At 37.4% G+C, this 26,672-nt stretch carries 13 protein-coding genes; 10 read left to right on the forward strand and 3 right to left on the reverse strand.

Annotated features, from left to right (window positions below; translation table 11 throughout):
* From rpsR to hisS, 4 genes are all read left to right on the forward strand, one after another.
* Positions 1 to 297 carry a 30S ribosomal protein S18 gene (gene rpsR / locus JF259_RS03380; protein ID WP_188650437.1) on the forward strand — a complete coding sequence of 99 codons (297 nt, stop codon included), beginning with the start codon at positions 1 to 3 and terminating at the stop codon, positions 295 to 297.
* Between the two features lie 13 nt (positions 298 to 310).
* A complete protein-coding gene (gene rplI, locus JF259_RS03385; RefSeq protein ID WP_199113336.1) occupies positions 311 to 763 on the forward strand; it encodes a 50S ribosomal protein L9 in 453 nt (150 codons plus the stop codon).
* A gap of 106 nt (positions 764 to 869) precedes the next feature.
* Complete coding sequence (locus JF259_RS03390; protein WP_199113338.1) at positions 870 to 1,337, forward strand: DUF6495 family protein; 468 nt, start codon at positions 870 to 872, stop codon at positions 1,335 to 1,337.
* A 195-nt stretch (positions 1,338 to 1,532) separates the two neighbouring features.
* Positions 1,533 to 2,909: a histidine--tRNA ligase gene (gene hisS / locus JF259_RS03395; RefSeq protein ID WP_199113340.1), complete on the forward strand. Its 1,377-nt coding sequence runs from the start codon at positions 1,533 to 1,535 to the stop codon at positions 2,907 to 2,909.
* Positions 2,910 to 3,030: 121 nt separating this feature from the next.
* Here the strand turns inward: hisS and JF259_RS03400 are convergent, their stop codons facing one another.
* The 3 genes from JF259_RS03400 to JF259_RS03410 all read right to left on the reverse strand — a co-directional run bounded on the left by JF259_RS03400 (position 3,031) and on the right by JF259_RS03410 (position 12,804).
* The gene (locus JF259_RS03400) at positions 3,031 to 3,840 is read right to left on the reverse strand and encodes a T9SS type A sorting domain-containing protein (protein WP_199113341.1); all 810 of its coding nucleotides are present in this window, start codon (positions 3,838 to 3,840) and stop codon (positions 3,031 to 3,033) included.
* A 704-nt stretch (positions 3,841 to 4,544) separates the two neighbouring features.
* Complete coding sequence (locus JF259_RS03405) at positions 4,545 to 11,291, reverse strand: HYR domain-containing protein (RefSeq protein WP_199113342.1); 6,747 nt, start codon at positions 11,289 to 11,291, stop codon at positions 4,545 to 4,547.
* A gap of 625 nt (positions 11,292 to 11,916) precedes the next feature.
* Positions 11,917 to 12,804 (reverse strand): AraC family transcriptional regulator, encoded by an 888-nt coding sequence (locus JF259_RS03410; RefSeq protein WP_199113343.1) that lies wholly within the window; start codon positions 12,802 to 12,804, stop codon positions 11,917 to 11,919.
* A gap of 474 nt (positions 12,805 to 13,278) precedes the next feature.
* On the opposite strand from JF259_RS03410, the gene JF259_RS03415 reads away from it, so the two are divergent.
* The 6 genes from JF259_RS03415 (at position 13,279) to JF259_RS03440 (ending at position 26,503) form a co-directional block, all read left to right on the forward strand.
* Positions 13,279 to 14,676, forward strand: coding sequence for a sugar porter family MFS transporter (locus JF259_RS03415; protein WP_199113348.1), 1,398 nt, complete (start codon positions 13,279 to 13,281; stop codon positions 14,674 to 14,676).
* Positions 14,677 to 14,684: 8 nt separating this feature from the next.
* Positions 14,685 to 16,130, forward strand: coding sequence for a sulfatase family protein (locus JF259_RS03420; RefSeq protein ID WP_199113350.1), 1,446 nt, complete (start codon positions 14,685 to 14,687; stop codon positions 16,128 to 16,130).
* A 34-nt stretch (positions 16,131 to 16,164) separates the two neighbouring features.
* Entirely contained in the window at positions 16,165 to 19,002 is a 2,838-nt protein-coding gene (locus JF259_RS03425; RefSeq protein WP_199113352.1) for a sugar-binding domain-containing protein, read from the forward strand.
* Between the two features lie 48 nt (positions 19,003 to 19,050).
* Positions 19,051 to 22,359 (forward strand): DUF5107 domain-containing protein, encoded by a 3,309-nt coding sequence (locus JF259_RS03430; RefSeq protein ID WP_199113354.1) that lies wholly within the window; start codon positions 19,051 to 19,053, stop codon positions 22,357 to 22,359.
* A 27-nt stretch (positions 22,360 to 22,386) separates the two neighbouring features.
* Positions 22,387 to 25,620, forward strand: a complete 3,234-nt coding sequence (locus JF259_RS03435; protein ID WP_199113356.1) for a sugar-binding domain-containing protein — start codon at positions 22,387 to 22,389, stop codon at positions 25,618 to 25,620.
* Between the two features lie 235 nt (positions 25,621 to 25,855).
* Entirely contained in the window at positions 25,856 to 26,503 is a 648-nt protein-coding gene (locus tag JF259_RS03440) for a sugar-binding protein (RefSeq protein ID WP_199113358.1), read from the forward strand.
* Positions 26,504 to 26,672 lie beyond the last annotated feature (169 nt).

Consider the following 26,672-nt stretch of genomic DNA (forward strand, 5'->3'; position numbering starts at 1 on the left):
ATGTCGTCGATAGAACAACAATCTAAAGGAAAAAAAGACGGAGAAATTAGATATTTAACTCCGTTAAACATCGAAACAAACAAGACTAAAAAGTATTGTCGTTTCAAAAAGTCTGGTATTAAATATATAGACTATAAAGATCCTGATTTCTTATTGAAATTTGTAAACGAGCAAGGTAAAATTTTACCTAGACGTTTAACAGGAACTTCATTAAAGTATCAAAGAAAAGTGTCTGTTGCCGTTAAGAGAGCACGTCATTTGGCATTAATGCCTTATGTGGCAGATTTGTTGAAATAAAATAAGCATAACTATGGAACTTATATTAAAACAAGACGTTGAAAATTTAGGATTTAAAGACGATGTTGTAACGGTTAAGAACGGTTATGGTAGAAACTTTTTAATTCCTCAAGGAAAAGCTATTTTAGCAACAATTTCGGCTAAAAAAGTATTGGCTGAGAACTTAAAGCAAAGAGCTTTCAAAGAAAAGAAGATTATTGATGATGCTAATAAAATTGCTGAAGCATTAAAAGCATTAGAGATTAAAATAGCTTCTAAAGTAGGATCTGGAGATAAATTATTCGGATCTGTAAATAACATTGATGTTGCTGCCGCTTTGGAAAAAGAAGGTCAAAATATCGATAAAAAGTTTATCAATGTGATTGGTGGAAACATTAAACGTACAGGGAAATACAATGCCATTGTACGTTTACATAGAGAAGTATCTGTCGATCTAGAATTTGAAGTTGTTGCACAAGCAAACTAATTTTAAATGCCTATAAAGACTAAACCGTTTAGATAAATTCTAAACGGTTTTTTTATTTATTTGCGAATTTTATGCTTCAATTAGAAATGATTAAAGTTAAAATGTAATGAAGTACAGTAGACTTACAAAAGAACAGTTTGAAGAATTGCACCAGGAGTTTATTAATTTTTTGGCAACCCAGTCTATTACAGCAGACGAATGGGTAAACCTTAAAGCCAATAAACCGGAAATGGCAGAAATGGAATTAGACGTATTTAGTGATTTAATATGGGAGGGTGCATTAAATGCAGCAAAATACCTAGAGCATATATCTCCTAACCAAATGCATTTATTTAGCTTGAATGATGATAATATGCATGTTATTGCCGTTAAGATTAATGTAGATAAAGATTTAACGACAACCGAAGGGTATAATTGGCTGCGTGAAAATTTGATGGATGACAGTGTGGAGTTTTTACAGGCCAAAAAAGATTATACTGACGATAGAAATCTGGATAAATTTAAACTTATCCAACAAGGCGCAGTTATAACAAAAGGCGATCTATTTAATTTTTTTGATAAGTTAATAAATTAATTAGCAAGCTGAATATTTTATATGAAGTTGAAAATAGTATAACCTCGCTTTTTTTGTGAAAAAGTGCGCAATGATGCTTTCATTCTTTATTTTTGTGTAAAACAAAAGTATATGGTTTCCGCAGCAAGTGTGGAATCCGCTTTTTAAACTATTTTATTAATTGTAAAAAGGTTCCTGCCATCGCAGGAAGTTATTATGGCTCAAAAACCAAGTATTCCTAAAGGTACTAGAGATTTTAATCCAGAACAGGTAGCAAAACGACATTATATTTTTAACACAATAAAGCAGGCGTTTGAAACATTTGGTTTTCAGCCTATTGAAACGCCAAGCTTTGAGAATTCAGATACCCTAATGGGGAAATATGGAGAGGAAGGAGATCGCCTGATTTTTAAGATTTTGAATTCTGGAGATTTTTTGGGTAAAATTGATGAAACGATTTATTCAGAAAAAAATTCGACAAAGCTTACACCAAAAATTTCAGAAAAAGCCCTACGTTACGACTTAACGGTTCCCTTTGCGCGTTATGTTGTTCAACACCAAAATGAGATCGAGTTTCCGTTTAAACGTTACCAGATACAGCCTGTTTGGAGGGCCGATAGGCCTCAAAAGGGGCGTTTTAGAGAGTTTTACCAGTGCGATGCCGATGTGGTAGGATCTGATTCTTTATGGCAAGAAGTCGAGTTTATACAATTATATGATACCGTGTTTTCGGCATTAAAACTTGAAGGCGTTACCATAAAAATAAATAACAGAAAAATACTGTCTGGAATTGCAGAGGTAATTGGTGCTGGTGATAAACTGATTGATTTTACCGTAGCACTAGATAAATTGGATAAGATTGGTGAAGAAAACGTAAAGGAGGAAATGTTGAGCAAGGGTATCCCGCAAGGTGGGATTGATAAATTACAACCTTTATTTTCGCTTTCAGGTACATTTAATGAACAGGTAAAGACGTTAAAAAATATCTTGGCATCTTCTGGAGAAGGGATCAAGGGAATTGAAGAATTAGTATTTATCGATACGGCAATCAATGCGCTTGGTCTGGAAACAGCAGTTTTAGAATTGGACGTTACGTTAGCCAGGGGGCTAAATTATTATACCGGGGCTATTTTTGAAGTAGCTGCTCCTATAACAGTAGCAATGGGATCTATTGGTGGCGGTGGTCGTTATGACGACCTGACAGGTATTTTTGGATTAAAAAATGTAAGTGGTGTTGGTATTAGTTTTGGATTGGATAGAATTTACCTGGTTTTAGAATCTTTAGGGCTGTTTCCCGAAACAGTTGCGAAATCTGTTGATGCTTTATTTATAAATTTTGGTGATGCCGAGGCTTTGTTTAGTCTAAAAGCAATTAAGCAGTTGAGGGCGAGCGGTATTCATGCTGAGTTATACCCTGATAGTGCTAAAATGAAAAAGCAAATGAACCATGCCAATAAACGTCAAATTCCATTTGTTATTTTGGTAGGCGCAGAGGAAATGCAAGCGAATAAGTTTACCTTAAAAAATATGGTGTCTGGAGAACAGTCTACACTCGACCTAGATGCTTTAATAAATCAAATAAAAAAGTCCTAAATCAAGCTTTAGGACTTTGGTAAATGTAGGTTAAGTATGGTGCTAGGTTTTGGGGTAACTAACTAAAATATTACTAAAAATATGAAAGGCTTTTTGGTTGTCTTTTATTGATAGGGGGTATTTATTGAATTAGAATTTGTTTCGCTACCGAACCATGATTAGTTGTAATATTAACTATGCCGTGTCCTGTTCTGATAGAATTTAAAGGGATTTTAACAGTTGACTTGTTTATTCTAGGACTAACCGAAAGCTTTTGTCCGTGAATATTGAATATAGTAATTGTTTCAATATTGAACGTATTGTTGGTATTTACGTATAGCTCTTTAGTGTTATTTAAATAACGGATTTGTGTATTTTTTAAAGAGACTTCTTCTGTGGTTAGTGTCTTAGCAAAGATTCCAGGATCATTATCTTCTTTGAAGGCAAGGTAAAATCTATTTAGGTATTCGCCACTAGCCATAGTATTAGCATAACTGTTTTCATTGATCTTTGTATAAGTGCTCAGCAAAGCATCGTAAATGAAAACGTCGATGGGTGTTTCAAAATTTTCTAGCCTGTCCAAATCAATTTTTACATCTCCCGAATTTGTTAAAAAAAGTCCCAAAGGGTATTTTTTGGTGTCGTCAAAATTCCCAACGCCTTGAATGACATAGCGCTCATTTGCTATCATCCAATTTAGATCGTCGGGATAGGTATCCATATTTAAAGCATCATAACCATAGTCAACACCATCTGTTGCGGCATTGTCTGGCGTAAATCCTATCATGAGATGTCTTACATAGCCATTGGGCATTGTAAAATCAATGCGTACCCGCTGGATATTATCGAAGGCATAGGCTAAAGATCCTTTTTGTGACGAATTGTTGGTACTATAATTATTTACAGTTGCAAATAATATTAGTAATACACATAAATTGGTAATTGCTTTCATCGGATTCAGGGTTATTGGTGGCTCTGGTTTCTGGATCAAACATACAAAAAAAAATACAAAATATCTATGAAATACAATAATAATCGATGAAATGTAATTAAATGTAAGTTTAAACTTATTTTTTTTGATTTGAATTCGATTATTAAAAGTTAAAACATCAAATAGCCGTGGTTTGCTATTTTCGACAGGACGGGCGACGAGCGACGTGAAATCTTGCAGCTCCACACAAATAATGGGATTTCTTCCCGTTTCTGGTTCGGAATGAACATAGTTTCATAACAAAATTAGTCAATAGATTGAAAATCAATCGTTTTAAAATAGAATTCAGGTTTTTTTAATCAAGATTTATAAGACAGCTTAACAACTTTTGCTTCGTACGTTATAATATCAAAGTATACTAGTTTCCGTTAGAATATAAATTAAGTGAATAATGTTTAAGAGCCATAATGTCTCTTTCGAGTGAAATTCTGGAAGAATTTAGTACTTCGACAAAGCCCGTATCGAGTTTATCGAGATGCTCAGTAGAGCTATTGAGAAGTACTTTTAGTAAGGAATTTATTTGTTTTCGATACACCAAATCACAGATTTGGCACTCAAACTTACATAAACTCTTTATCCATTATTCACGATAAATCACAAAAAAGAAAATCGCCTAAAAATTACTTTTTAGACGACCTCCTTAAGTTTATCTATTCAATAAAATATTATTGATTGATAATTACTTTTTTGTTCATTGTTCCAGAAGAAGTAGTAACTTTAATTATATAGCTACCATCAGATATACTGCTGTTAACCGGTATTTTCATTTCGTTAGAGTACGAAGACGCGTTTGATGGATGCCATGTTTTAACAGTTTGTCCAAGCATGTTAATTAATAAAACTTGTTTTATGTCCACACCATTAGGTGTATTAATGTAAATCTCTTTACTGTTTCTTAAGTAGTTTACCATTATTTGGTTTAACTGTTCATCTGCAACAGATAGTGCGTTATTATCTTTAGCGAAGGTTAAGAAGAACCTGTCTAGATAATTTCCTGGATCTAAAGTTGTTTCAAAAGGCATGTTGTTTATTTTTGAATAAGTACCCAATAACGAATCGTAAATATATGCTTTGGTACTAGGGGCAAAGCCTTCCAAAGCTTCTAAACTGATTGCTACCTCACCTCCAGTCGTTAAAGTAAGTCTTAAAGGGTATTGTTTTGTATCGTCAAAAGAACCAACACCTTGGATTTCGTAAGGTTTGTTGTCTATATCCCAAGACAAATCATTTGGGAATTCATTAAACTTGGGCGCATCGTATCCATAGTCAATATCATCGGTTGCTCTATCGTCAGGTGTAAAACCTAAGAGCAATTGTCTTTTAGCGCCTTCAGGCGTTTTAAAGTTAATCTTTAAACGGCTTATATCATCATAGATATTATTTGTTTTTGGAGGTTTATTGTTTTTTCCTTTGGTATTGCCTGGTTTTATAAAAATAGAACCATCGTTAATGCCAGTTACTGTTTCTCTTTGGAAAACACGTTGACTATTTTTAAATACAACTTGTCCACCATTTCCAGTACCATAAGCTGTGGTGATTGCTTTAACAAAGAAGCCTTGGCCTACAGGCACATAACGTTCGGGTATTTTAGTTCCGGCTCCTCCAGCAATAATATAGCCTTCGGCAGTAGGGGGTGGGGTTGTAGCTGCAATACCACCAGTGAAATTTAAAACAGCATAACCACCTAAATAATCTCTTAAAACATGGGTATTGTTGCCTACGTAGTGCTCCCAAAAGTACAAGGCGCCAGAGATGCTGTTTGTACCACTAGGGCCATTGTCAATAAGAAATTCTTTAGAGTCGATGGCAGAAGCATAAGGGTTACCTACTAAGGATTCATTTCCTGCAGTAATAGGTGTGCTTATCGTACCATTATTAGGTTTGCCTATAAAAACATAATTTTGTGTTGCCTCAGTTCCAGGAACATAGCTTTTACCACTTCCTTTCATGATGTGGCCGAGTCCAGCGTTAAACGTACTACCGCTACCTACCTGTCGCCAAGCGGCATATGTGTTAGTGGTATAATTTTCGAAAGCATAGAGCCATCGCGTACTTATAGATATTGGATCTGTGGCAGGAGCGGTATAGGTTGCTGTCCAGGTTATTGTTTTAGGTAAATCCGTATTAGTGCCATCACGCATAATGCCACCTATACTTCTTGGGTTGTTATTAGATCCAATCGTTTGTGGCCCTACAGGCGATCCCCAGTAATTATAGTTAAACGGATTATTGGTGCCCTGTTGGTCGCGTTCTAAGTAACCACCACTATCTACATCTAAAATACTTTCGTTGTATTGGCTTGTCGCTCCGCTAACGTAATACCGCTTTTGTACTAATTGTGATTCGCCAACTAAATCTAAGATACCATTTAGTTTTAAGTAATGTGTTACCCATAGACCATGCCCATTATTGGTTTCATCTTGTGTACCTGAATTCGTTACGGTTAATTCGCCAGAGTTAACTAGTAGACCTAATACAACAAAATCCTTAGAATTAGCTGTTACATTATGTGAAATGCTTACAATATTCCAATCGATAGGGTCTCCATTAATTCCATTACTGTTTGGAGTATCCCAAACACTAAAATAGGTCCAAGTATTATCAGTGCTCCAAGTTTGGTTTCCAACCCTCGTGGTATAGGGTAGTGGGGCGGTTTGTTGCTGACTAGTGGTTATATTCCTTAATCTACCACTTACGCCTACGTAAGGTGCTAAATCACCACAAGCAACATTCATACGGTAATACCCCATAAGATTGCTCCAGAGTAGCAGGTCGTCTTCGGTACCATTATTGTCGTAATCGGGGCCATAAATCTTGGTAGGAATAACAACACCAGATACATCGGCTCCAGATGCTTCTATTTCTTGGTTCATCATCTGCCTGATGTGCTCAACAGTTATGGCTTTGTTCCATATCTTTAGTTCATCAACCCAACCGTGGTAATAATTTGTAGGATCATTGGGGGGAGCTTGATCCATTGCGCCTAAAAGGGCTTCTATATTAGCGGCTGTAGCAGCAGGTGCACTACCAGCACTTGTGCCTAATGCAATACCATCTACATACAATGTATATGTTGTTCCGTCAAAAGTAAGGGCTAATTGATACCATCTGTCGGTGCCGATCGTATCGCCTCCAGTGGTGACTGATCCAGAACCAGAACCGTTATACCAATTAAATTGTACTTGTCCGTTAACAATGCTTAAATCATATCCGTTGGTGTTGTCTCCGGCATCTTTTCTTGAGAAAACCGTTCTTGTGCCGTTTACGGCATTAGGCTTCACCCATGCTTCAATGCTAAAGCCGTTAGGGGAGTTAGCGTTATCTAGGTTATAGTTATTTTTAAAGGTTACATAGTCGTCAGTACCATCGAAATCAATGGTTGGACAATCTACTATTGTTACCGTGATATCATCATAACAACCGCTACCATCTTGAAGCATCCAGCGTAAGGTATAAGTACCTGGGTCGGCAGTAAAAATAGCGTCAGGACTGCTAGGGTCAGAAAATGTAGCAGAGCTACCACAAGAGGTATTCGTGCTTCCCGGTAAAACAGACCATAGTCCTGTTACACCTGTACCTATATAGCGTTGTGGGGTGTTATTGGCATCTACTGGATCAAGTCCGGCGGGAACCACATACAAGTTGGTTTCCCAAGCACCTTTATTATAGTTATAAGCTGCATTTCTGGTATTGTCGTAAGCATTTAGCTGTAAGGCGTTTTCTCCACACTCACTGTTTAGTGGTGTGTAGTTCTGACCTGCATAGGCTAAGCTTGTATTTACGTTTACGTAATTGGTTCCAGCGTCATTATCGGTTCTACAACCATTTACTAAAGTGGTTACACCATATTCCCTTTGTCCAGGAGTTTGTGGTGTAACTGTTAAAGTTGTGCCACTTTGAATCACGGTACCATCTTCATCAGTCCATTCCAGTTCATCATCTACTTGTGCGTAAGCAAAGCCAACATTGTCTATTAACCAACCGCTTGCTAGAATATTTGGGTTGCTATTACTTTTACAATTACCGTCATTAGGAATATTATCAGGAAAAGTGGTATCATCAACTATTCCGCAGTCTGTTGTACTACCATTAAACACAAACATTATACGCAATCCGGATAATCCTGCATAAGCCCCTAAATCTACAGTAGCAGTTTTCAGTCTTGGAGCGTTAGGGTCTGTTTTAGTCGTGCCTAAACATTTGTTTCCTGGGCCTGTTGATAATTCTACGCCTGTTGTGGTGGTACCTCCAACTGTTGAATCTAAATCATATCCTTCAACTGTATCTAGTTTAACAGTATAAGTGCCAGGGTTCCCCGAGTTAAAGGATAGCCAAATTTCACCATAACCCCCATTACAAAAATAAAAACTTGTATCAAAAGTTAAGATAGCTTCACTAGATGTCATGCCCACAGTACTAAATACAGGAGTTTCTAATGTGGTATAGTTTCCTACACCATTTGCCATGGCAAACTTTGAATTATCATCAGTATCATAATTTATACCGCTAAAGTCTCTATTGGTGCTATTTGAGTTAGATTCTTTCCATGTAGGTTCTTCGGTGTTATTTCCACTAGCTGGAAATTCTCCATCTTGACCATCAACGCGCCAACCATCGGGTTGTGCATAGTTAAACTCACCGCCTTCTCCAAATTGGCCATTGGGCTGATCAAAGAAACTTTCGGCAACAATTGTCACGCTTTCTCCCAAACAAATACTTTGGGCAGACTGACTCACTACAATTGGAGGTTCATCTGGAGGAAGGAAACGTACATAGGCCTCTGCTGAGGTCTTCACCGTAGGCGGAGTAGTTGAATTGTCGGTAATGTTTAAACGCACAAATCTATCGGAAGTAATGTTATACATGGTATATGTTAATTGGCCAGCACCATTAGGACTAGCTGTAGTCCATGTTTCTCCATAATCATCTGAATATTCCCAATAATTAACATCGGAAGCATTTAAAACATAAGGAGCAATAGCCTGTAAATTAAATTGTACGTCTTTGGGTTCATTTAATCCGCCAGGACAAGCTGTAGCTTCAATTAACGCACTAGGTGGTTGCGGATTATCTGGAATTGGGTCTATAATTTCCCCAACCAAATAGGTTTCTTGGTGTTTAGGTGGCTCAACAGTAACAGTTGCTGTACAGGTATTCGTATTGTTGTTAACATCGGTAGCCGTTAGTGTTACTGTGGTTGTGTATACATTACCATTGGGGTCTTCGTTAAACACATTTGGAGAAACAGTTAATGAAGCTATACCACAGGCATCGCTAGAACCATTATCGATATCTGAAGCGTCAATAGTCGCTTCTCTTGTAATGGCATCAATAACGACTACATGATTTGTACACTGCATGATAGGTGCTTTATCATCTACTATTGTAACCGTAGCGGTACAGGTATCTGATAGTCCAGCGTTATCGAAAACTGTAAATGTTACGGTATTATCACCTACATCGTCACAGTTAAAAGAACTAGGGGAAACGGTCATATTAGCAATACCGCAATTGTCTGTAGATCCGTTATCTAAATCTAAGGCCGCAATATTTACGGTGCCGTTTGCACTTAGTGTTGCTGTAATGCTTTTACAATTGGCTACGGGTGCACTATTATCTGATGGAACGACATTGAATGTACAGGAGTTTGTTCTGCCAGAATCATCCGTTGCCGTTAAAGTTACAGTCAAAGCTCCAGACTGTGTTGTTCCTGGCGCTGGGCTTTGTGTCACGTCCACATTGTTGTCACAATTATCGGAAGTTGTAGCCATACTTGTATAATCGGCTAGGGTGAACTGGCAATTGGCATCGAAATTAACATTTTGATCCCCTGGACAGCTTATAGACGGGTCTTCATTATCAACAACAGTTATTTCTTGAGAGCAAGTGGCTGTTAAAGTAGCACCATCGGTTACGGTATAGTTTATAGTCGTTTTACCAATTGGAAAGGTGTAGCTTCCAACAGGGCCTGTTCCACTGTCTGTTACTACTCCTGTCATCGTCCAAGATAAAGTAACACCGCTACAATTATCACCATAGGTAGGTGTAACAACTGCGTAGTTAACCGTACAATTACCGGTACCGTCATCGGAAGTGTTAATTGAGATGCTGCCAGGGCAAGATATGGTCGGGTCTTCAGTATCGTTAACAGTAACGGTAAAGCTGCAGTCTGCTGTTAACCCTGCGGCATCGGTAACTTCATAAGTTACTGTGGTTGCGCCAATAGGGAAGGTTGCGCCAGAGGCTAAACCTGCAGTACGGGCAGTTGTTGCTCCTGGGCAGTTGTCTGTGCCAACGGGAGTGGTATAGTTAACAACGGCCCCACAAGCACCTGCATCATTACTTACGGTAATATCGCTAGGGCAAGATATGGTCGGGTCTGTAACATCTACGGTTATTGTAATCGTCCTTGTCTCTACATTGGTATAATCGTCATCGCTAACTTCTAATGAAACAAGATAATCACCTAGCTTTATTGGGGTAAAACTAGATGTGGATGTGTTACCTGAAAGTGAAGATGTTAATATAATTGTAATTCCGTCTGGGTCAAGCAAGCTCCATTTATGATTGACAGTTCCTGTAGTAGAACCTGTATGATTGCCTTCTAAAGAAACTAAGGAACAAACTTCAGTTGTATCATTTGATGGGGGAATTGTAATTTCTGCATTAATAGAACCACCTGCGGCAAGCAGCTCTCCAAAAGAATAAGTTGTTGAGCCGCTACCAACACATGTTGCGTATTTTTGATTGTCTATGTATATTTCGTCATTGTTTGTGCAATTTCCATCAATTAAAGATGAAGGTTCTATTATTAAAGATGCATTACTTGGTAAGTTTAATCTAACTTTTGGCCCGTTAAATGTAATTCTTCCAATATCAGGAGATGCTGTGACTATAGTAAGTTGCTGGGTGCTTAAAGTAGTTGTATGCTGACTTGACGTACCATCACCTAATATTAGTGTGCCACTTATAGTAATATCACCCATAGTTTGAGTAGATAGATCTGATAAAATACTTATTGTATCCCCAGCTTCAATAGTAACATCATTAGTCCCTGCGTTCTCGCCGGGATAACCTATTAATGCTGTTGGTGTAGCCCAAGAGGAACCATCATAGTAGAGCCATGAATTACGGTTAGTCCAGTCTCCTCCTCCGGTTCCATTAGATTTGTAATCACCAGCAGTATCAGCCAGAGGGGCAGTTGCTATAAGGGACAGGTTGCTTATTGTTTTTAAATCCGCTTCACTACTAATAAGATTCGCGTAGTCGGAAATAACGCCATAATAAGGCGTGTAGGGGTTTGTTGTGAGCTGTGCTTTATTTGGGAAAATACCGTTAGCAAATACATAGCTACCAAACAGCAATATACATAGAGTACAAATAATTTTGGTGTACGTAATTTTCTTATTCATAATCAGTTAATATTTAGGGCGTTGCACAACATATTAAGTCGTCTATATTTTTTTCAAAAAGACAACAAAATCTTTAGTTTAATGTGCTATTAACCAGTTCTATGAGGGAATGTGTAAAATTAAGGCTACCGTCTACGTGTAGCAAAAATACTCGTTGAAATACCTTTTTATTCTTTTGTAGGGGCATAAAATTTTACTTTAGAATTAATTAACATCTGTTTATGGATAAAGGCTTATTTGTTAATGGTGTTTGTTTTTGGTTAAATGGCTAATAAGTTTATCTATATACGGGACGAATATAATACAAAAAAATTAAAAATCATCCATGAAATGTATAAAAAATACGATGAAATACATTTTTACTAAGTGTTTGTATGGGTAATCCGTTGAATAATAGTGCATTTTTCGCTAGAATGAGTTTGTTGCTTTTTAAGGGCGAGATTGGCTTGCTCTGAGGTAACTGGATTGTTTTGTTTTGGTAAGTGCTGTGGTGCCCTTACTATGCCTTTAATATGAAGTAAAGGTGAAGGAAATATGGAGGAAAGGTGAAGGAGTAGCTTTTTTGATTCGTCCTAAAATAACTATACAGGTTAATTTACTAAATCTTAGGTTAAGTTTAGGTTAATTATTTGTGGTTTTGGTTGTTTTTGTATGTTTTTGGGGAGGTTCCCATGTATTTTTTAAATAATCTTGAAAAGTACAAGGGATCCTGGATGCCAATTTTAAAGCTTATCTCTTTAATGCTTAAATCGGTGAAATTAAGATATTCACAGGCTTTTTGGATTTTTTTGAGATTAAAGAAATGAATTGGTGAATAACCAGTTCGTTTTTTAAATATGGTATGTAAGTATGATGGCGAAAGTTTAAACTCTTTTGCAATGTCTTTAGATTTATACGTTTTGTTAATGTTGTTGTTTAGAAAATCGATAATGGCTCCTACGAGGTTGTCCTTATTTTGATGCGTGAAAGGGATGTCTATTTTGCTAAAGATGTAGGTGCTTATAAAGTTTAAGCTTAATATGTTTGCATATTCTAATTGGTAGTCGGTGTAATTGCTTTTTAGCAGATCGAAAATTTGATGAAATAATTTTAAGCGATGGTCAACAAAAGGAATCGTTTCACTTTTTTCATGAGTTGTTTTATATCTTAGGTATAAGTCTTCTGCAATGGAGCCATTGAAGTGCATCCAATAAATGCTCCAGGGATCTTCGACAGATGCACTGTAGCTATGTGCCAATTGTTTTGGTATGATAATGTATTGGTTTGGGAAGATTTCTATTTTTTCCTTTTCAACTGTAATCCACCCGCGACCTTCTGTACAATAGATAAAAATATAGTCCCCATGGTTTTTTTTGCGTTTTCTAAAGTGGTGGTGTGCTTTGGGGAAATAACCAAGATCTGTAACGTAGAAATTGCCCGATATAGGGTTGTTTTTAACCCTGTTTTTTATAGCATCTGGGAGGACAATCATTTTTTGTCCTAAAAAACCCTCTTTTAAAGTGTATTCGTCCATGTTTGTTGGTAGTATGTGATTTGGCTGTTTTATAGTGATAATAGCTTCGTTTTAAATTGACTTTTATTTTATTTGAACAAAGTGTTGATTTTTTGAGTTATTGTTGAGAATGTGTTAAAAGTAAGGAGTTTAGGTGTTTGATTGTCAATTTGTGTTTGTCAAAAATAAGATATCTATTTTAAGTTTAAAAAAACTGTACAAATATAAATGGGTTTAATGTATATGTTGTTTGTTAATCTTATATATTAAAAATAGCCTTGTTTTAGTAGTGTATCAAAGGTTTTGTTTGGTGTTTTTAATGTTGTTTAATGCATATGTGTTGCATTCAAGCACTTTGGTTTTGAATAAAATAATATTGTCCATGTATATGCTTGTATTTGTCTATGTTTTTAATGGAAAAATAGGATTAATTTGGCTGAAACTTTTGAGTGATAAAAAAATCGAGTTGACTTCAATAACTATATAACTGAATATATGAATACGGTAAAATTTAATTTCAAATATATATTGTCTATAGCTTTTGTATCGGCTATGGGAGGTTTGCTATTTGGGTACGATTGGGTTGTTATCGGTGGCGCTAAGCCATTTTATGAGCTCTACTTTGATATAGCTAATGCACCCGCAATGCAAGGTTGGGCGATGAGCAGTGCGCTTATAGGTTGTATTTTTGGCGCTGTGTTATCAGGATTTATTGCCGATAGATTAGGTCGAAAAAAATCTTTAATACTAGCCGCATTGTTATTTATTATATCTGCTTTTGGAACGGGCTATGCAAATGCATTTACACCATTTATTTGGTATCGTTTAATAGGTGGTTTAGGTATTGGTTTGGCGTCTACATTGTCTCCTATGTATATAGCAGAAATTGCACCGGCAAAGTTTAGGGGGCGTTTTGTGGCTATTAATCAGTTAACTATTGTTATAGGGATTCTGGCTGCTCAAATTATTAATTGGTTGATAGCCGAACCTATAGCCGATTCGTTGGATGCTGAACAAATATTAGTATCATGGAATGGCCAAATGGGGTGGCGAATTATGTTTTGGGCAGAGTTGGTGCCAGCGGGAATGTTCTTTTTGTTTATGTTTTTAGTGCCAGAAAGTCCACGTTTTTTGGTTAAAATAAATAAGGTGGATAGGGCAGGTTTTATTTTAAATAAAATTGGAGGTGTGGCCTATGCTAAAAATGAAATGTTGAATATTCAACAGTCGTTTCAAAATGTAGCTGAAAAGCATATTTCTTTAGCAGAGCTTAAAAATCCTAAGGTATTACCTATTTTAATTATAGGAGTTGTCCTAGCTATATTTCAGCAATGGTGCGGAATCAATGTTATTTTTAACTACGCTCAGGAAATTTTTACCGCAGCAGGTTATAGTGTTGGGGATATGTTGTTCAATATCGTTATTACCGGAAGTGTTAATTTAATATTCACTTTTGTGGCCATGCGAACTGTTGATAGTTGGGGGCGTCGTAAGTTAATGTTATTTGGAGCTCTTGGATTGGCTGTAGTATATGCTGTTTTGGGCGCTGCTTATTATTTTGAATTTAAAGGCTGGCCCGTATTGGTTTTGGTGATTACGTCCATAGCTATATATTCCATGTCCCTTGCGCCCATTACCTGGGTGGTGCTTTCAGAAATATTTCCTAATAGATTACGTGGGGTTGCTATGGCAATTGCAACATTTTCTCTTTGGGTAGCTTCCTTTATCCTCACGTTTACATTTCCTATTTTGAATGAGTTATTAGGTTCCTATGGTACTTTTTGGGTCTATAGTTTAATATGTGTACTCGGGTTTTTATTCATAAAACAACGTTTGCCGGAAACCAAAGGAAAGAGTTTGGAAGAAATTGAAGTAGAATTAACCGAAAAATAGTATTCATTATGTTGCTTAGAATAGTCTTCTTTACGATTGGGATCCATATGCTACTATCTTGTCAAGAAGTAGAATATATGGAAGAGAAACCTAACATACTTCTTATTATCACAGATGATCAGGGCTATGCAGATTATAGTGCTTATGGAGGTGCACCAGATGCTATTACGCCTAATATGGATAAAATTACAGAAAATGGTGTGCGTTTTACTAATGGTTATGCAACGGCTCCAGTTTGTAATGCTTCGCGTCAAGGGATTATAACAGGAAGTTATCAAGAACGTTGGGAAACTTTTTACTATGGGGGAAAGATATTTCCTGATTCTGTTAAAACAATACCTGAGTTTTTAAAGAATGAAGGATATCGAACAGTAAAAATAGGAAAAACTCATTATGCGGATATATTGGATAACAATGTAAAAATTGAAGATCCGTTGACATATCGTGAGTTTCCATTGAATCATGGCTACGAGGAGTTTTTGGGGTTCTGCGCACATCGCCACGATTATTTTAAATTAAAAGCAACTGATGATTGGGTGGAAAACCCTGACGATGACAGGATGTCCCAGTTTGGGCCTTTGTGGCGAAACAGGACTAAAGAGGATTTTGAAGGTTATACTACCGATATTTTTGGAGATGAAGCGGTAAAGCAAATAGGAAAAAAAGACGACAGGCCATTTTTTATGGAATTGTCATTTAACGCCGTTCATCACCCTATATATCAAGCGCCAGATAAATATTTGGAGCGTTTTGGTATTGAAAAGTTTCCTGAGTGGAATCCTGAAGAAGAACCGTTTTTAGATTACCATGCCCGTACCTGTTGGCTACAGGAAGTGGACCCTAATGGCCGCAAGCGGTACTTGGCTAACTTGGCCTGTTTGGATGATAACATAGGTAAGGTGTTGGAGGCTTTAAAAAGAACAGGAAAATGGAATAATACCCTTATCTTTTTTATATCTGATAATGGGGGCTCTCAAAATACTTATGCGAATAACGGCATATTGAATGGTCATAAATATATTTTACGCGAAGGCGGGATTCGCACCCCGTTTACCATGAGTTGGCCGCAAAAGATAAAGAAAGCTAAGGTTATTGATGCACCTGTTTCCCACATGGATATACTGCCAACGTGTTTAACGGCAATAGCTTCTAAAACACGAGGTAAATTGAAATTAGATGGAAAGAACCTTTTAGGTTTAATAAACAATCCAAAAAGTAAGCATCATCAAAATTTGGTTTGGGATACAGGCAAAGAATGGGCTGTTCGAAAAGGTCAGTGGAAGTTGCATGTTGTAAAACAGGACAATCATTTTAGAACCATTCATTTAGATGCCGGTACTTACCTGTATAATTTGGAAACTGATCCGGGAGAGCAGAATAACTTAAGTGATAAATACCCAGAAATAGTTGAGGAGATGACCGCTGTTTATGAGGTGTGGAAAAAGAGTTTGTAAAAGTAATTCACAACAATAGCTTAAAAATAATATTATGAGAATTTTGACGCAAACCGTTATGGTTATGTTGGGCGTATGCTTGTTTTCGTGTGTAAATGGTGATGTTGAGTCATTGGATATGTCTGGAGAATGGCATTTTAAAATGGATTCGTTAGATGTAGGTGTTTCTGAAAAATGGTATGTACAGGTATTTGAAGATGTAGTTATGTTACCTGGATCTATGGCTGAAAACGGTAAGGGGGACAAGGTTTCTGTAAATACAAAGTGGACAGGGCAAATAGTTGATAGTGCTTGGTTTAAGTCCAGTAAATATGCTGCATACCGAAAACCAGGAAATGTTAAGATACCTTTTTGGCTGCAACCAGAAATACATTATGTAGGGGCTGCATGGTATCAAAAACAAATTGTAGTTCCATCTGAATGGCAGGACAAGGTTGTAGAGTTGAGATTGGAGCGTCCTCATTGGGAAACCCAGGTATGGGTTGATGGTAATTATGTTGGTAAGCAGAATAGCTTGGGTACGCCGCATGTATACCGATTAACAGATTTAAAGCCTGGGAAGTATATTGTATCTATTCGTATTGATAATAGTATTCACGATATTGACCCTGGGTTAAATTCGCATAGTATTACAGATCATACGCAGAGTAATTGGAATGGAATTGCAGGAACAATACAATTAACAAAGCGGGGTAAGTTGTTCTTGGATAACGTTAGGGTATATCCAGACGTTGTAAACAAGATGATAAAAGTTGCTGCAAGAATCAATAACTATACAGGCGATTCTAAAAAATGTAAACTTAAGTTGGAGGTAAAAGAATCGGCCGACCAAATGAAGTCACTTGGTGTAATAAGTAAGGAAGTAACCATAGATACAGTTGGTCAATTTGAAATAGATTATCTCATGGGGGATAAGCCATTACTATGGGATGAGTTTACCCCGAATTTATATACAATGGATCTTAGTTTGCAATCTCCATTAGGAACGGATACAGAGCAAGTGACTTTTGGAATGCGTGAATTTAAAGTAGATGGTACTCGTTTTGCAATCAATGGAAGACCTGTTTTCTTAAGGGGGACATTGGAATGTGCCATTTTTCCTAAAACTGGGTATCCGGCTACAGATGTAGAAACTTGGAAACGGATTTTGAACGTTTGCAAAGCGCATGGGTTGAATCATATGCGTTTTCATTCTTGGTGTCCGCCAGAAGCAGCTTTTGAAGCTGCAGATCAATTGGGGGTTTATTTGCAGGTGGAGGTGTCCAGTTGGGCTAATGTGAGTTCATCGATAGGTAATGGTTTGCCAATAGACAAGTGGTTGTATAGGGAAGCTGAATGTATCTTGGACGCATATGGTAATCACCCTTCTTTTGTTATGATGGCTTATGGTAATGAGCCTGGAGGTAAAAATCAAAAAGCATATTTAAGTGAATTTGTTTCTCATTTTAAGGATTTGGATAATCGTAGAGTTTATACTGGTGGTGCAGGTTGGCCCTATATAGAAAATCAAGATTATTATAATAATGCAGCACCTCGTATTCAAGGATGGGGAGCGGGATTAAGGAGTGTGATTAATAGCAGACCTCCTGAAACTGTATTTGACTACAACGACATTATTAATAAAACGCCCATGCCATATGTAAGTCATGAAATAGGGCAGTGGTGTGCTTATCCTAACTTTAAAGAAATTCAAAAATATACAGGTGTATTAAAAGCCAAAAACTTTGAAATATTTAAAGAGACTTTGGAGGAAAACCATATGGGACATCTGGCTGATAGTTTTTTGTTGGCTTCGGGGAAACTACAAGCCTTGTGTTATAAAGCAGATATAGAAGCTGCTTTGCGAACCAGGAATTTTGCGGGATTTCAGTTGTTGGACTTACACGATTTTCCAGGACAAGGTACGGCTTTGGTTGGTGTTTTGGATGCTTTTTGGGAGGAAAAAGGGTATATAACACCAGAGGAATACAGTCGCTTTTGTAATGAAACGGTGCCTCTTGCTCGTTTAGAAAAGCGTGTTTTTAATAATCATGAAATTTTTACAGCCCTCATCGAAATAGCTCATTTTGGTAGTGATGCATTAAACAATCCAAAAGTTACTTGGGAGCTTTCCAATATGGAACGTGTTGTTTCTGAAGGGGATTTTCAAATAACCAACATCCCGATAGGAAATGGTTTTAAGTTAGGGACGGTAGAAGTTGACTTAAAAGGAATAAAAAGTCCTCAGAAACTGACGTTAACGGTTCGTGTGGAAGGCTTTTTTAATAGTTGGGATGTTTGGGTCTATCCGTTAGAATTAGAGGAAATAGAGAGTACAGAGACTATGAGAATGGTTAAAGGTTTGGATGCAGGGACGCTTGAATATTTAATAAATGGCGGTAAGGTTTTATTGAGTCCAAAACAAGGAACTATAAAACCCGAAATGGGAGGTGCCATAGGCGTTGGATTTTCCAGTATTTTTTGGAATACAGCCTGGACCAGAGGTCAAAAGCCCCATACTTTAGGTGTTTTGTGTAATCCAGAGCATCCTTTATTGGCGGAATTTCCAACTGAATACCATTCCAATTGGCAATGGTGGGATGCTATGAGTCATTCTAACGCCATTATTTTGGATGCGTTTTCTTTAAATTTAAAACCTATAGTAAGGGTCATAGACGATTGGTTTACAAACAGGCGCTTGGCCTTAATTTTTGAAGCTAAAGTAGGTAAGGGTAAATTGTTGTTTAGTGGTATTGATCTGCATTCCGATTTGAAAGATAGGCCAGAGGCTAGGCAGTTGCTGTATAGTGTGAAAAAATATATGTTAAGCGAGCAATTTAATCCCAAAGAAGCATTGACAGCAGAAAGTGTTAGAGGTCTATTTAATAATTAAAGGTACTGCATAAATATAAAATCAAGAATAAATTAACGTAATTAGAAAATGAGCGAAGTAAAGGCTTGGAAAGACAAGGTTGTGATACCAACCTATGAAGTTGGTAAACCTGAAAAGTATCCCGTATTTCTCGATAAGCGTGTGTATCAGGCCAGTAGTGGTGTGGTATACCCGCACCCTGTAATCGAATCGATAAGTGATGAAAAGACAGATAAGGAATGGGACGTTGTTTTTATTGAAAATGAGTATGTGAAAATTATGGTGATCCCTGGTTTGGGAGGGCGCATCCAGATGGCTTATGATAAAATAAGAGAACGCCATTTTGTGTACTACAATCAGGTTATTAAGCCTGCGTTGGTAGGGTTGACTGGCCCTTGGATTTCTGGAGGTATCGAATTTAATTGGCCACAGCACCACCGTCCGAGTACTTACGATCCAACTGATTTTTATATTGAAGAAAATGAAGATGGCAGTAAAACTATTTGGGTTAGTGAGGTAGAGCGCATGTTTAGAACAAAAGGTATGGCTGGTTTCACCTTGTATCCTGATAAGGCTTATTTAGAGATAAAGGCTCAGTTATACAATCGTACACCGCATCCGCAAACCTTTTTGTGGTGGGCCAATCCGGCGGTTGCTGTAAACGATCATTACCAATCGGTGTTCCCGCCCGATGTGAATGCTGTTTTCGATCACGGTAAGCGTGACGTTTCAGAATTTCCTATAGCCAAGGGCGAATATTATAAAGTTGATTATAGTCCCGGAACTGATATTTCACGCTATAAAAATATCCCAGTGCCAACTTCTTATATGGCGATTACATCCGACTATGATTTTGTTGGTGGCTACGAAAAAGATACCAAAGGCGGTTTGTTACATGTGGCCGATCACCACATATCACCAGGCAAAAAGCAGTGGACATGGGGTAACGGGGATTTTGGAAGAGCATGGGATAGAAATTTAACCGACGAAGACGGTCCTTATATAGAGTTAATGTGTGGTGTGTATACCGATAATCAACCAGATTTTTCCTGGATGCACCCTTACGAAGAAAAAAGCTTTAAACAGTATTTCATGCCCTACTACAATGTTGGTGTTGTAAAGAATGCGACCAAAGAAGCCTTGTTGAATCTAGAAGTTGAAAGCGGACAAGCTATACTAAAGATTCATGTAACGGCGGTTTATAACAATTGTAAAGTAGTGCTTAAAACGCCTAAAGTATTATTTTTTGAGGAAATAAAGAACTTAAGTCCAGAACAAGGGTTTGAAAAAGTCATTCCTATTGAAGATACCAAATACGAAGATTTAATAGCAACACTAACAGATGCAAAAGGAAACGTTTTGGTGTCTTGGTCACCTGAGATGGCAAAGGGTAATGAGATTCCCGAGCCGGCTAAAGCAGCTAAACAACCAGATGAGATAGAAAGTATCGAACAGTTGTATTTAAGAGGGCTGCATTTGGAACAATACCGACATGCTACTTACGATCCTACGGCATATTATTTGGAAGCCCTTTCTCGTGAACCCGGCGACGTACGTTGTAATAATGCTATGGGACTTTGGTATTTAAAGCGTGCTAAGTTTAAAGAGGCTTTGGTTTATTTTGATAAAGCTATTGAAACATTAACAGAACGAAACCCTAATCCGTACGATGGCGAACCGTATTTTAATCGTGGTTTAGCACTTAATTTCCTTGATAGAAAGGACGAAGCGTATGCAGCCTTTTTTAAAGCCTGTTGGAATGCCGCTTGGCAAGATGCAGGGTACTTTAATTTGGCTCAAATAGATTGTTGTAAGGGAAATGACGGTAAAGCTTTGGAATTGGTTAATAGGGCACTCATCAAAAATTGGCATAATCACAAAGCCCGCCACCTAAAGGTTATCTTGTTAAGAAAATTGGGCAATGTTCAAGAAGCCAATAGGTTAGTTGAAGACTCTTTAGCAATTGATAATTTTAATTTTGGGGTACTTTATGAGAAGCATTTGTTGAGTCGTAGTCAAGATGATTTATTGCATTTAAAAAACTTATTACGTGATAATCCACATAATTATATCGAGTTTTCTTTGGATTATGCACAGGCCGGTCAGTTTGAAGAAGCCATTAGCTTATTGCAACTTCATTTAGAAGATAAAGTAGAGGTGTACCCTATGGTAAGATATTTTTTAGGCTGGTATTACGAACAAAAAGGTGAGATAGAAACAGCTAAAGCGCACTATGTAAAGGCTTCAAAAATGCCTAATGATTATTGTTTTCCAAACCGATTGGAAGAAGTAATCGTGTTACAGGCAGCGATGAGCCAAAATCATGAGGATGCTATGGCGCCTTATTACTTGGGTAATTTTTGGTACGCTTTTAAGCAGTACGGTGAAGCTCAGAAATGCTGGGAACAATCAATTGCTTTAGATGAGGCTAATGCCATATGTCATCGTAATCTAGCCTTATTATATTTCAATAAAACAAACGAAAAGACACGGGCACGGATGCATTTAGAGAAGGCTTTTCGGTTAGATGGTCAAGATGCCCGTTTGTTAATGGAGTTAGATCAATTGTATAAAAAATTAAACGTTTCTGTAGAAGGGCGTCTGGAACTATTGGAAGCCAATTTACAGTTAGTAAAATCTCGTGATGACCTGTATTTGGAATGGGTAACATTAAATAACTTTAAAGGTGATCATGAGGTTGCTTTAAGTCATATTCAGCAACGGCAATTCCATCCTTGGGAAGGCGGGGAAGGTAAAGTGCCTTTTCAGTATATTACAGTACATATAGAATTGGCTAAACAATGCATTGGCGAAGGGAAGTATTCAGATGCTATTGCACATTTAGAAGCCGCTCAGGTTTATCCGCATAACTTAGGGGAAGGGAAGTTGTTTGGTGCTCAGGAGAATAATATTTATTATTGGTTGGGATGTGTGTATGATAAATTAGGTGAACCTGAAAAGGCTAAGGCGTGTTGGAGAACAGCTTCTGAAGGTTTAAGCGATCCAAGTCCTGCCATGTTCTATAACGATCAGCAACCAGATACCATATTTTACCAAGGGATGGCTTTACTTAAGTTGGATGACAAGGTAGCAGCAAACCACCGATTTAATAACTTAATAAACTATGGAGAATCCCATATGGATGATGATGTAAAGTTAGATTACTTTGCTATTTCTTTACCGGATCTATTAATATGGGAAGAGGACTTAAAGGTGCGTAATAAAATTCATTGTAATTACTTAATAGGTTTAGGAAAGCTGGGGCTGGGTGATGGAGAAGCGGCCGAAATCGCATTTAAAAAGGCATTAGCTCTTGATTGTTATCACATGGCTGCACATATTCATTTGGCCTTGGTTAGAAGAGAGGACATTATATAATTTTCACGTAATAAAAAAATAGCTATTATGTATAAGTACATCGTATTACTAATTACTTTAATTTCAAGCCATATTTGTTTGTTGGCTCAGGAAGCTGTTCTAGATCTTTCAGGAACTTGGAAGGTAACCTTAAGTGAGGAACGACCTCATATCGAGAATACAACGGATTATAAGCGAGAAGGAACCATTAATCTGCCATCTTCATTGGCGCAACAAGGTTATGGGTTAAAAACAATTGGTTCTGATTTTGGTGTGTTAACACCAGAGTATAAGTATTTGGGTATCGCTACGTTTGAAAGGGATATAGAAATTCCTAAGGCCTGGAAAAATAAACAGTTTCAAATTTTTTTAGAACGTGTGCTGTGGCAATCAAAAGTATTTATTGATGGAAAAGAGATAAGTACACAAGATGCTTTGGGAACGCCGCATATTCATGAGTTGGGTGTGTTGGAGCCAGGGAAACATCGCTTGACAATTAAAGTGAATAATGATATGATCCATAATATTGGTGATAAAGGTCATGCATACGGAGCGTATACACAAAGCATCTGGAATGGTGTTGTTGGTCGCATGGAGCTTATAGCTAAAGATCCTACTTTTATAGCAAATGTACGTACCTTTTCATTATTAGATAGTGATCAGTTGCGAGTTGAAGTTGCTATTGAAGCTGCTAAAAAAGAAAGTGCAAGCCTTCATTTGGAAATACGGGAGGTAGCTAGCCAATCGGTTGTGAAAAGCTTTAAAGTGTCCTATAACTTAGTTGCTGGTAAACAACAGAAAGAGGTGGTTTTAGATCTGAATGGAGCACTTAAGAAATGGAATGAATTCGATCCGACGGTTTATGTTTTAACCACAACTCTCAAAACCAGAAAGTACAGAGATGTAAAAGATACGGAGTTTGGTTATGTGAAAATTAGCCACGACGGTACACATGTTCTTGTTAACAATACTCCTGTGTTTTTACGGGGCAATTTGGATTGTGTGCATTTTCCGTTAACTGGTTACCCGTCTGCCAATGTGGAGGATTGGGTTAAGATTTTTAGAGTTTATAAGGACTACGGACTAAACCATGCGCGTTTCCATTCTTGGTGTCCGCCAGAAGCTGCCTTTAAAGCGGCTAATAGGGTAGGTATCTATTTGCAGGCCGAGGCCTCTATATGGATCGATTGGTGGATGAGCGAGGATATGAAGCTAAGAGGAAGGCCAGAGATGGATACTAAAGGTTATCCCCAAGGGCTTGGTAAAGATCCTGTTCGGGATGCTTTTGTAGTTGAAGAAATGAACCGTGTGGTCAATTATTATGGTAACCATCCGTCATTTACTATGTTTTGTATTGGTAACGAGTTGGGAAATTCCGATTTTGATGTGATGCAACAGTGGGTAAAAGCTTTAAAGGAAAAAGATAACCGTAGATTGTATGCAGTTTCAACGGCTCGAAAAGTGACCGAAGTTGACGATTATATGGCAACGCACTACATACAAGGAGTAGGGCGTACCCGTGGATTGAACGGCCCCCATACCGATTGGGATTTTGAAAAGGTGTATAGTCAGATGGATATTCCAATTATTGCACACGAAATAGGTCAATGGCCAGTGTATCCTTCGTGGCGTGAAATAGATAAGTATACCGGGGTGTTGAAAGCTCGTAATTTTGAGGAATTCAAGGCCGCTGCAGAAAAGAATGGTATCGCAGACCAAGCGGATGCATTTAAAATGGCTTCAGGCGCTTTGAATCAAATTATGTATAAATATGAAACCGAGTCTTTTCTAAGGACAAAAAGCTGTGCTGGGGTGCAACTGTTGAGCATGCAAGACTATCAGGGTCAGGGTGAGGCACTTATTGGGTGGCTTGATGCCCATTGGGATAGTAAGGGGATAACAACTCCTGAAAAATTCAAACAGCACTACAATGAAACAGTGCCCTTGCTCCGTATAAAAAAGTTTGTTTGGACAGCTAATGAAACTTTTGAGGGCCGTATTCAATTATCACATTACGGTCAGTATCCAATTAAGGAAGGAAAGTTGGTTGCTAAGGTTTCAACAACATCGGGTCAAGTGTTAAAGATTGAAAATTGGAATTTAAACGATATAAAAGTGGGGAGCCTAACCGATGTAGGGAAGCTTATATTGCCTTTAGATATTGTGGATAAGGCACAGCAGTTAACCGTTTCGGTGGCTCTGGAAAATACAGCGTTTAAGAACACATGGCAAATTTGGGTATATCCCAATCAATTGCCAGAAAACAATACCCAGGAGGTGGTTGTTTCGAAAATGTTGGATGATAAGACACTATCTGCTTTGGAGTCAGGAAAGAAGGTCATGCTGTTGGCAAGTAACTTGGGGGCAGAGCAAAGTAGTGTAGATCTTAATTTTTACCCTTTGTATTGGTCGCTTACCTTTTTTCCGGGACAGGGCAAAACTAATATAGGTCTGTTGCTAAAAGATAAACACCCTGCTTTTAATGCGTTTGTAACTTCTTATCATAGCGATTGGCAATGGGAGACCATAATGAAGGGGTCTAAAGCTTTTATTCTTAATGAAATGCCCAAGGAATACAAGCCAATTGCTCAGGTAGTGGACGATTTTCATAGAAATAATAAAGAAGGGGCTATTTTTGAATTAAAAGTTGGTAAGGGAAAATTGTTGGTCTGCGGTTTTGATATAGCAGGTACCGATTCGCCTGTAGCAAAACAATTGCTTTACAGTCTTAAAGCGTATATGGAATCGGATGCTTTTGCGCCAGAAACTCCTATAAATCTAACTTCTCTTAAAAAAATGTTTCCTTTAATCCCGAAAGTTGAAAATGTGAATGTTGATGGAGATTTTGAGAATGCTATTTTACAAGTGAAGGCAGCGGAAAGGTTGCAAATCGAGAATGAAAATATACCTTGGAAAAAAGAAAATGATAAAATACTAGTAGAAGAGGCCGTACAATACACGGTAAAAGGTGATGGCACATGGAAAGATGCTAAAGGCGCTGCTTGGCAAGGAAAAGAAATGACTCTAACTTTAAAGTGTCCAGAGGGTATGTTGGGGAGTTTTTATGTGCTGTTCGATGACTGGAACAATCAGGGGCGTGAAGGTTTTGTGGAATTTGAAAGACGGAAAGTGCAGTTGGGAAGTCACAATGCTAAAGGAGGTAAATGGGTGAAATTCCATGTGATGCGTGAGGATAGTAATGACGGGAAGTTGATTTTAAAAGCGAAAGCTTCAAAAGGGAATAATCTAATGATTCGTGAAATTGTGTTAGAAAAGGAATAAACTCTGAGAAAGTATAAACTATAAGAGACCGTTTGAATTTCAAAGAAGGAATTTTAGCGGTCTCTTTAAGATTGGAGATTTAATGCGTTTAGGAGAAAATTGAGTGTGCTTGCCTTTTTGACGCTTCATTTTTCTATTTTTAAAATCTTTAGGCATTTGTGTTTTTTGGCAAAAATGATTTAGTTTAACTTTGTTGCAGTAATTTTCAATTAGCAATTAAGCATTTTAAGAAACTATGGGGTTAAAAACATATGATGTAAAGCATTGTGCTAACACAGTGGTAAAGCTTACGGGAAAAGGATTAGATACAGCTTGGGAAAAGGCTGTTGTGTTAAGTGATTTTATTTCGGCATGGGATCCAGAACCAGTAAAGAAAATCGAGTTTAAAGCGCTTTATGATGATGATAATTTCTATTTCTTATTTAAAGTTTATGACAGAGAGGTTCATATTGATAAAACGGATGATACGAATGCTAGTATTAATGAATCGGATCGGGTAGAGTTGTTTTTTAGGTCGGATACTAATTTGAGCCCCTATTACTGTTTAGAAATCGATCCATCGCCACGATTAATGGATTTTAAGGCGTATCCAAATCGGAATTTCGATTTTAACTGGAACTGGCCTCAAGAAGATATTACCATTAAATCGGATATTCAGGATAGGTTTTTTACCGTTGAAGGCGCTATCAGTTTGAAATCGCTAAGCGATTTAAAGTTGCTAAAAAACAATAAAATAGAAACAGGTGTCTTTAGGGCTAAATACAATAAGCAGCCCGATTCAAGCTATGAGCCTACCTGGATATCCTGGGTAGACCCCCAAACACCAACTCCAGATTTTCATATCGCTTCTGCTTTTGGAGTTTTTAACCTTTGCCAAGATTAGAAAGAAAAGTATTTTAGATAAAAAATAAAGTCGTCAACTAGGGTATTGGTTAACGACTTTTTTTGATTCTATAATATTGATTCAAATATTCTAGGTAATTTATGTTAATTAGCGTCATTTGTGATTAGTTCAATAGCATTAAGAGAGGTGGGTTGAGTAGATTATAAGA

The organism is Snuella sedimenti (assembly GCF_016428595.1).
Lineage (GTDB): Bacteria > Bacteroidota > Bacteroidia > Flavobacteriales > Flavobacteriaceae > Snuella > Snuella sedimenti.

Excerpts from the sequence above, each read along its gene's own strand:
- rpsR (WP_188650437.1), top strand. The coding sequence starts at position 1 with ATGTCGTCGATAGAACAACAATCTAAAGGAAAAAAAGACGGAGAAATT.
- rplI (WP_199113336.1), top strand. The coding sequence starts at position 311 with ATGGAACTTATATTAAAACAAGACGTTGAAAATTTAGGATTTAAAGAC.
- JF259_RS03390 (WP_199113338.1), top strand. The coding sequence starts at position 870 with ATGAAGTACAGTAGACTTACAAAAGAACAGTTTGAAGAATTGCACCAG.
- hisS (WP_199113340.1), top strand. The coding sequence starts at position 1,533 with ATGGCTCAAAAACCAAGTATTCCTAAAGGTACTAGAGATTTTAATCCA.
- JF259_RS03400 (WP_199113341.1), bottom strand. The coding sequence starts at position 3,840 with ATGAAAGCAATTACCAATTTATGTGTATTACTAATATTATTTGCAACT.
- JF259_RS03405 (WP_199113342.1), bottom strand. The coding sequence starts at position 11,291 with ATGAATAAGAAAATTACGTACACCAAAATTATTTGTACTCTATGTATA.
- JF259_RS03410 (WP_199113343.1), bottom strand. The coding sequence starts at position 12,804 with ATGGACGAATACACTTTAAAAGAGGGTTTTTTAGGACAAAAAATGATT.
- JF259_RS03415 (WP_199113348.1), top strand. The coding sequence starts at position 13,279 with ATGAATACGGTAAAATTTAATTTCAAATATATATTGTCTATAGCTTTT.
- JF259_RS03420 (WP_199113350.1), top strand. The coding sequence starts at position 14,685 with ATGTTGCTTAGAATAGTCTTCTTTACGATTGGGATCCATATGCTACTA.
- JF259_RS03425 (WP_199113352.1), top strand. The coding sequence starts at position 16,165 with ATGAGAATTTTGACGCAAACCGTTATGGTTATGTTGGGCGTATGCTTG.
- JF259_RS03430 (WP_199113354.1), top strand. The coding sequence starts at position 19,051 with ATGAGCGAAGTAAAGGCTTGGAAAGACAAGGTTGTGATACCAACCTAT.
- JF259_RS03435 (WP_199113356.1), top strand. The coding sequence starts at position 22,387 with ATGTATAAGTACATCGTATTACTAATTACTTTAATTTCAAGCCATATT.
- JF259_RS03440 (WP_199113358.1), top strand. The coding sequence starts at position 25,856 with ATGGGGTTAAAAACATATGATGTAAAGCATTGTGCTAACACAGTGGTA.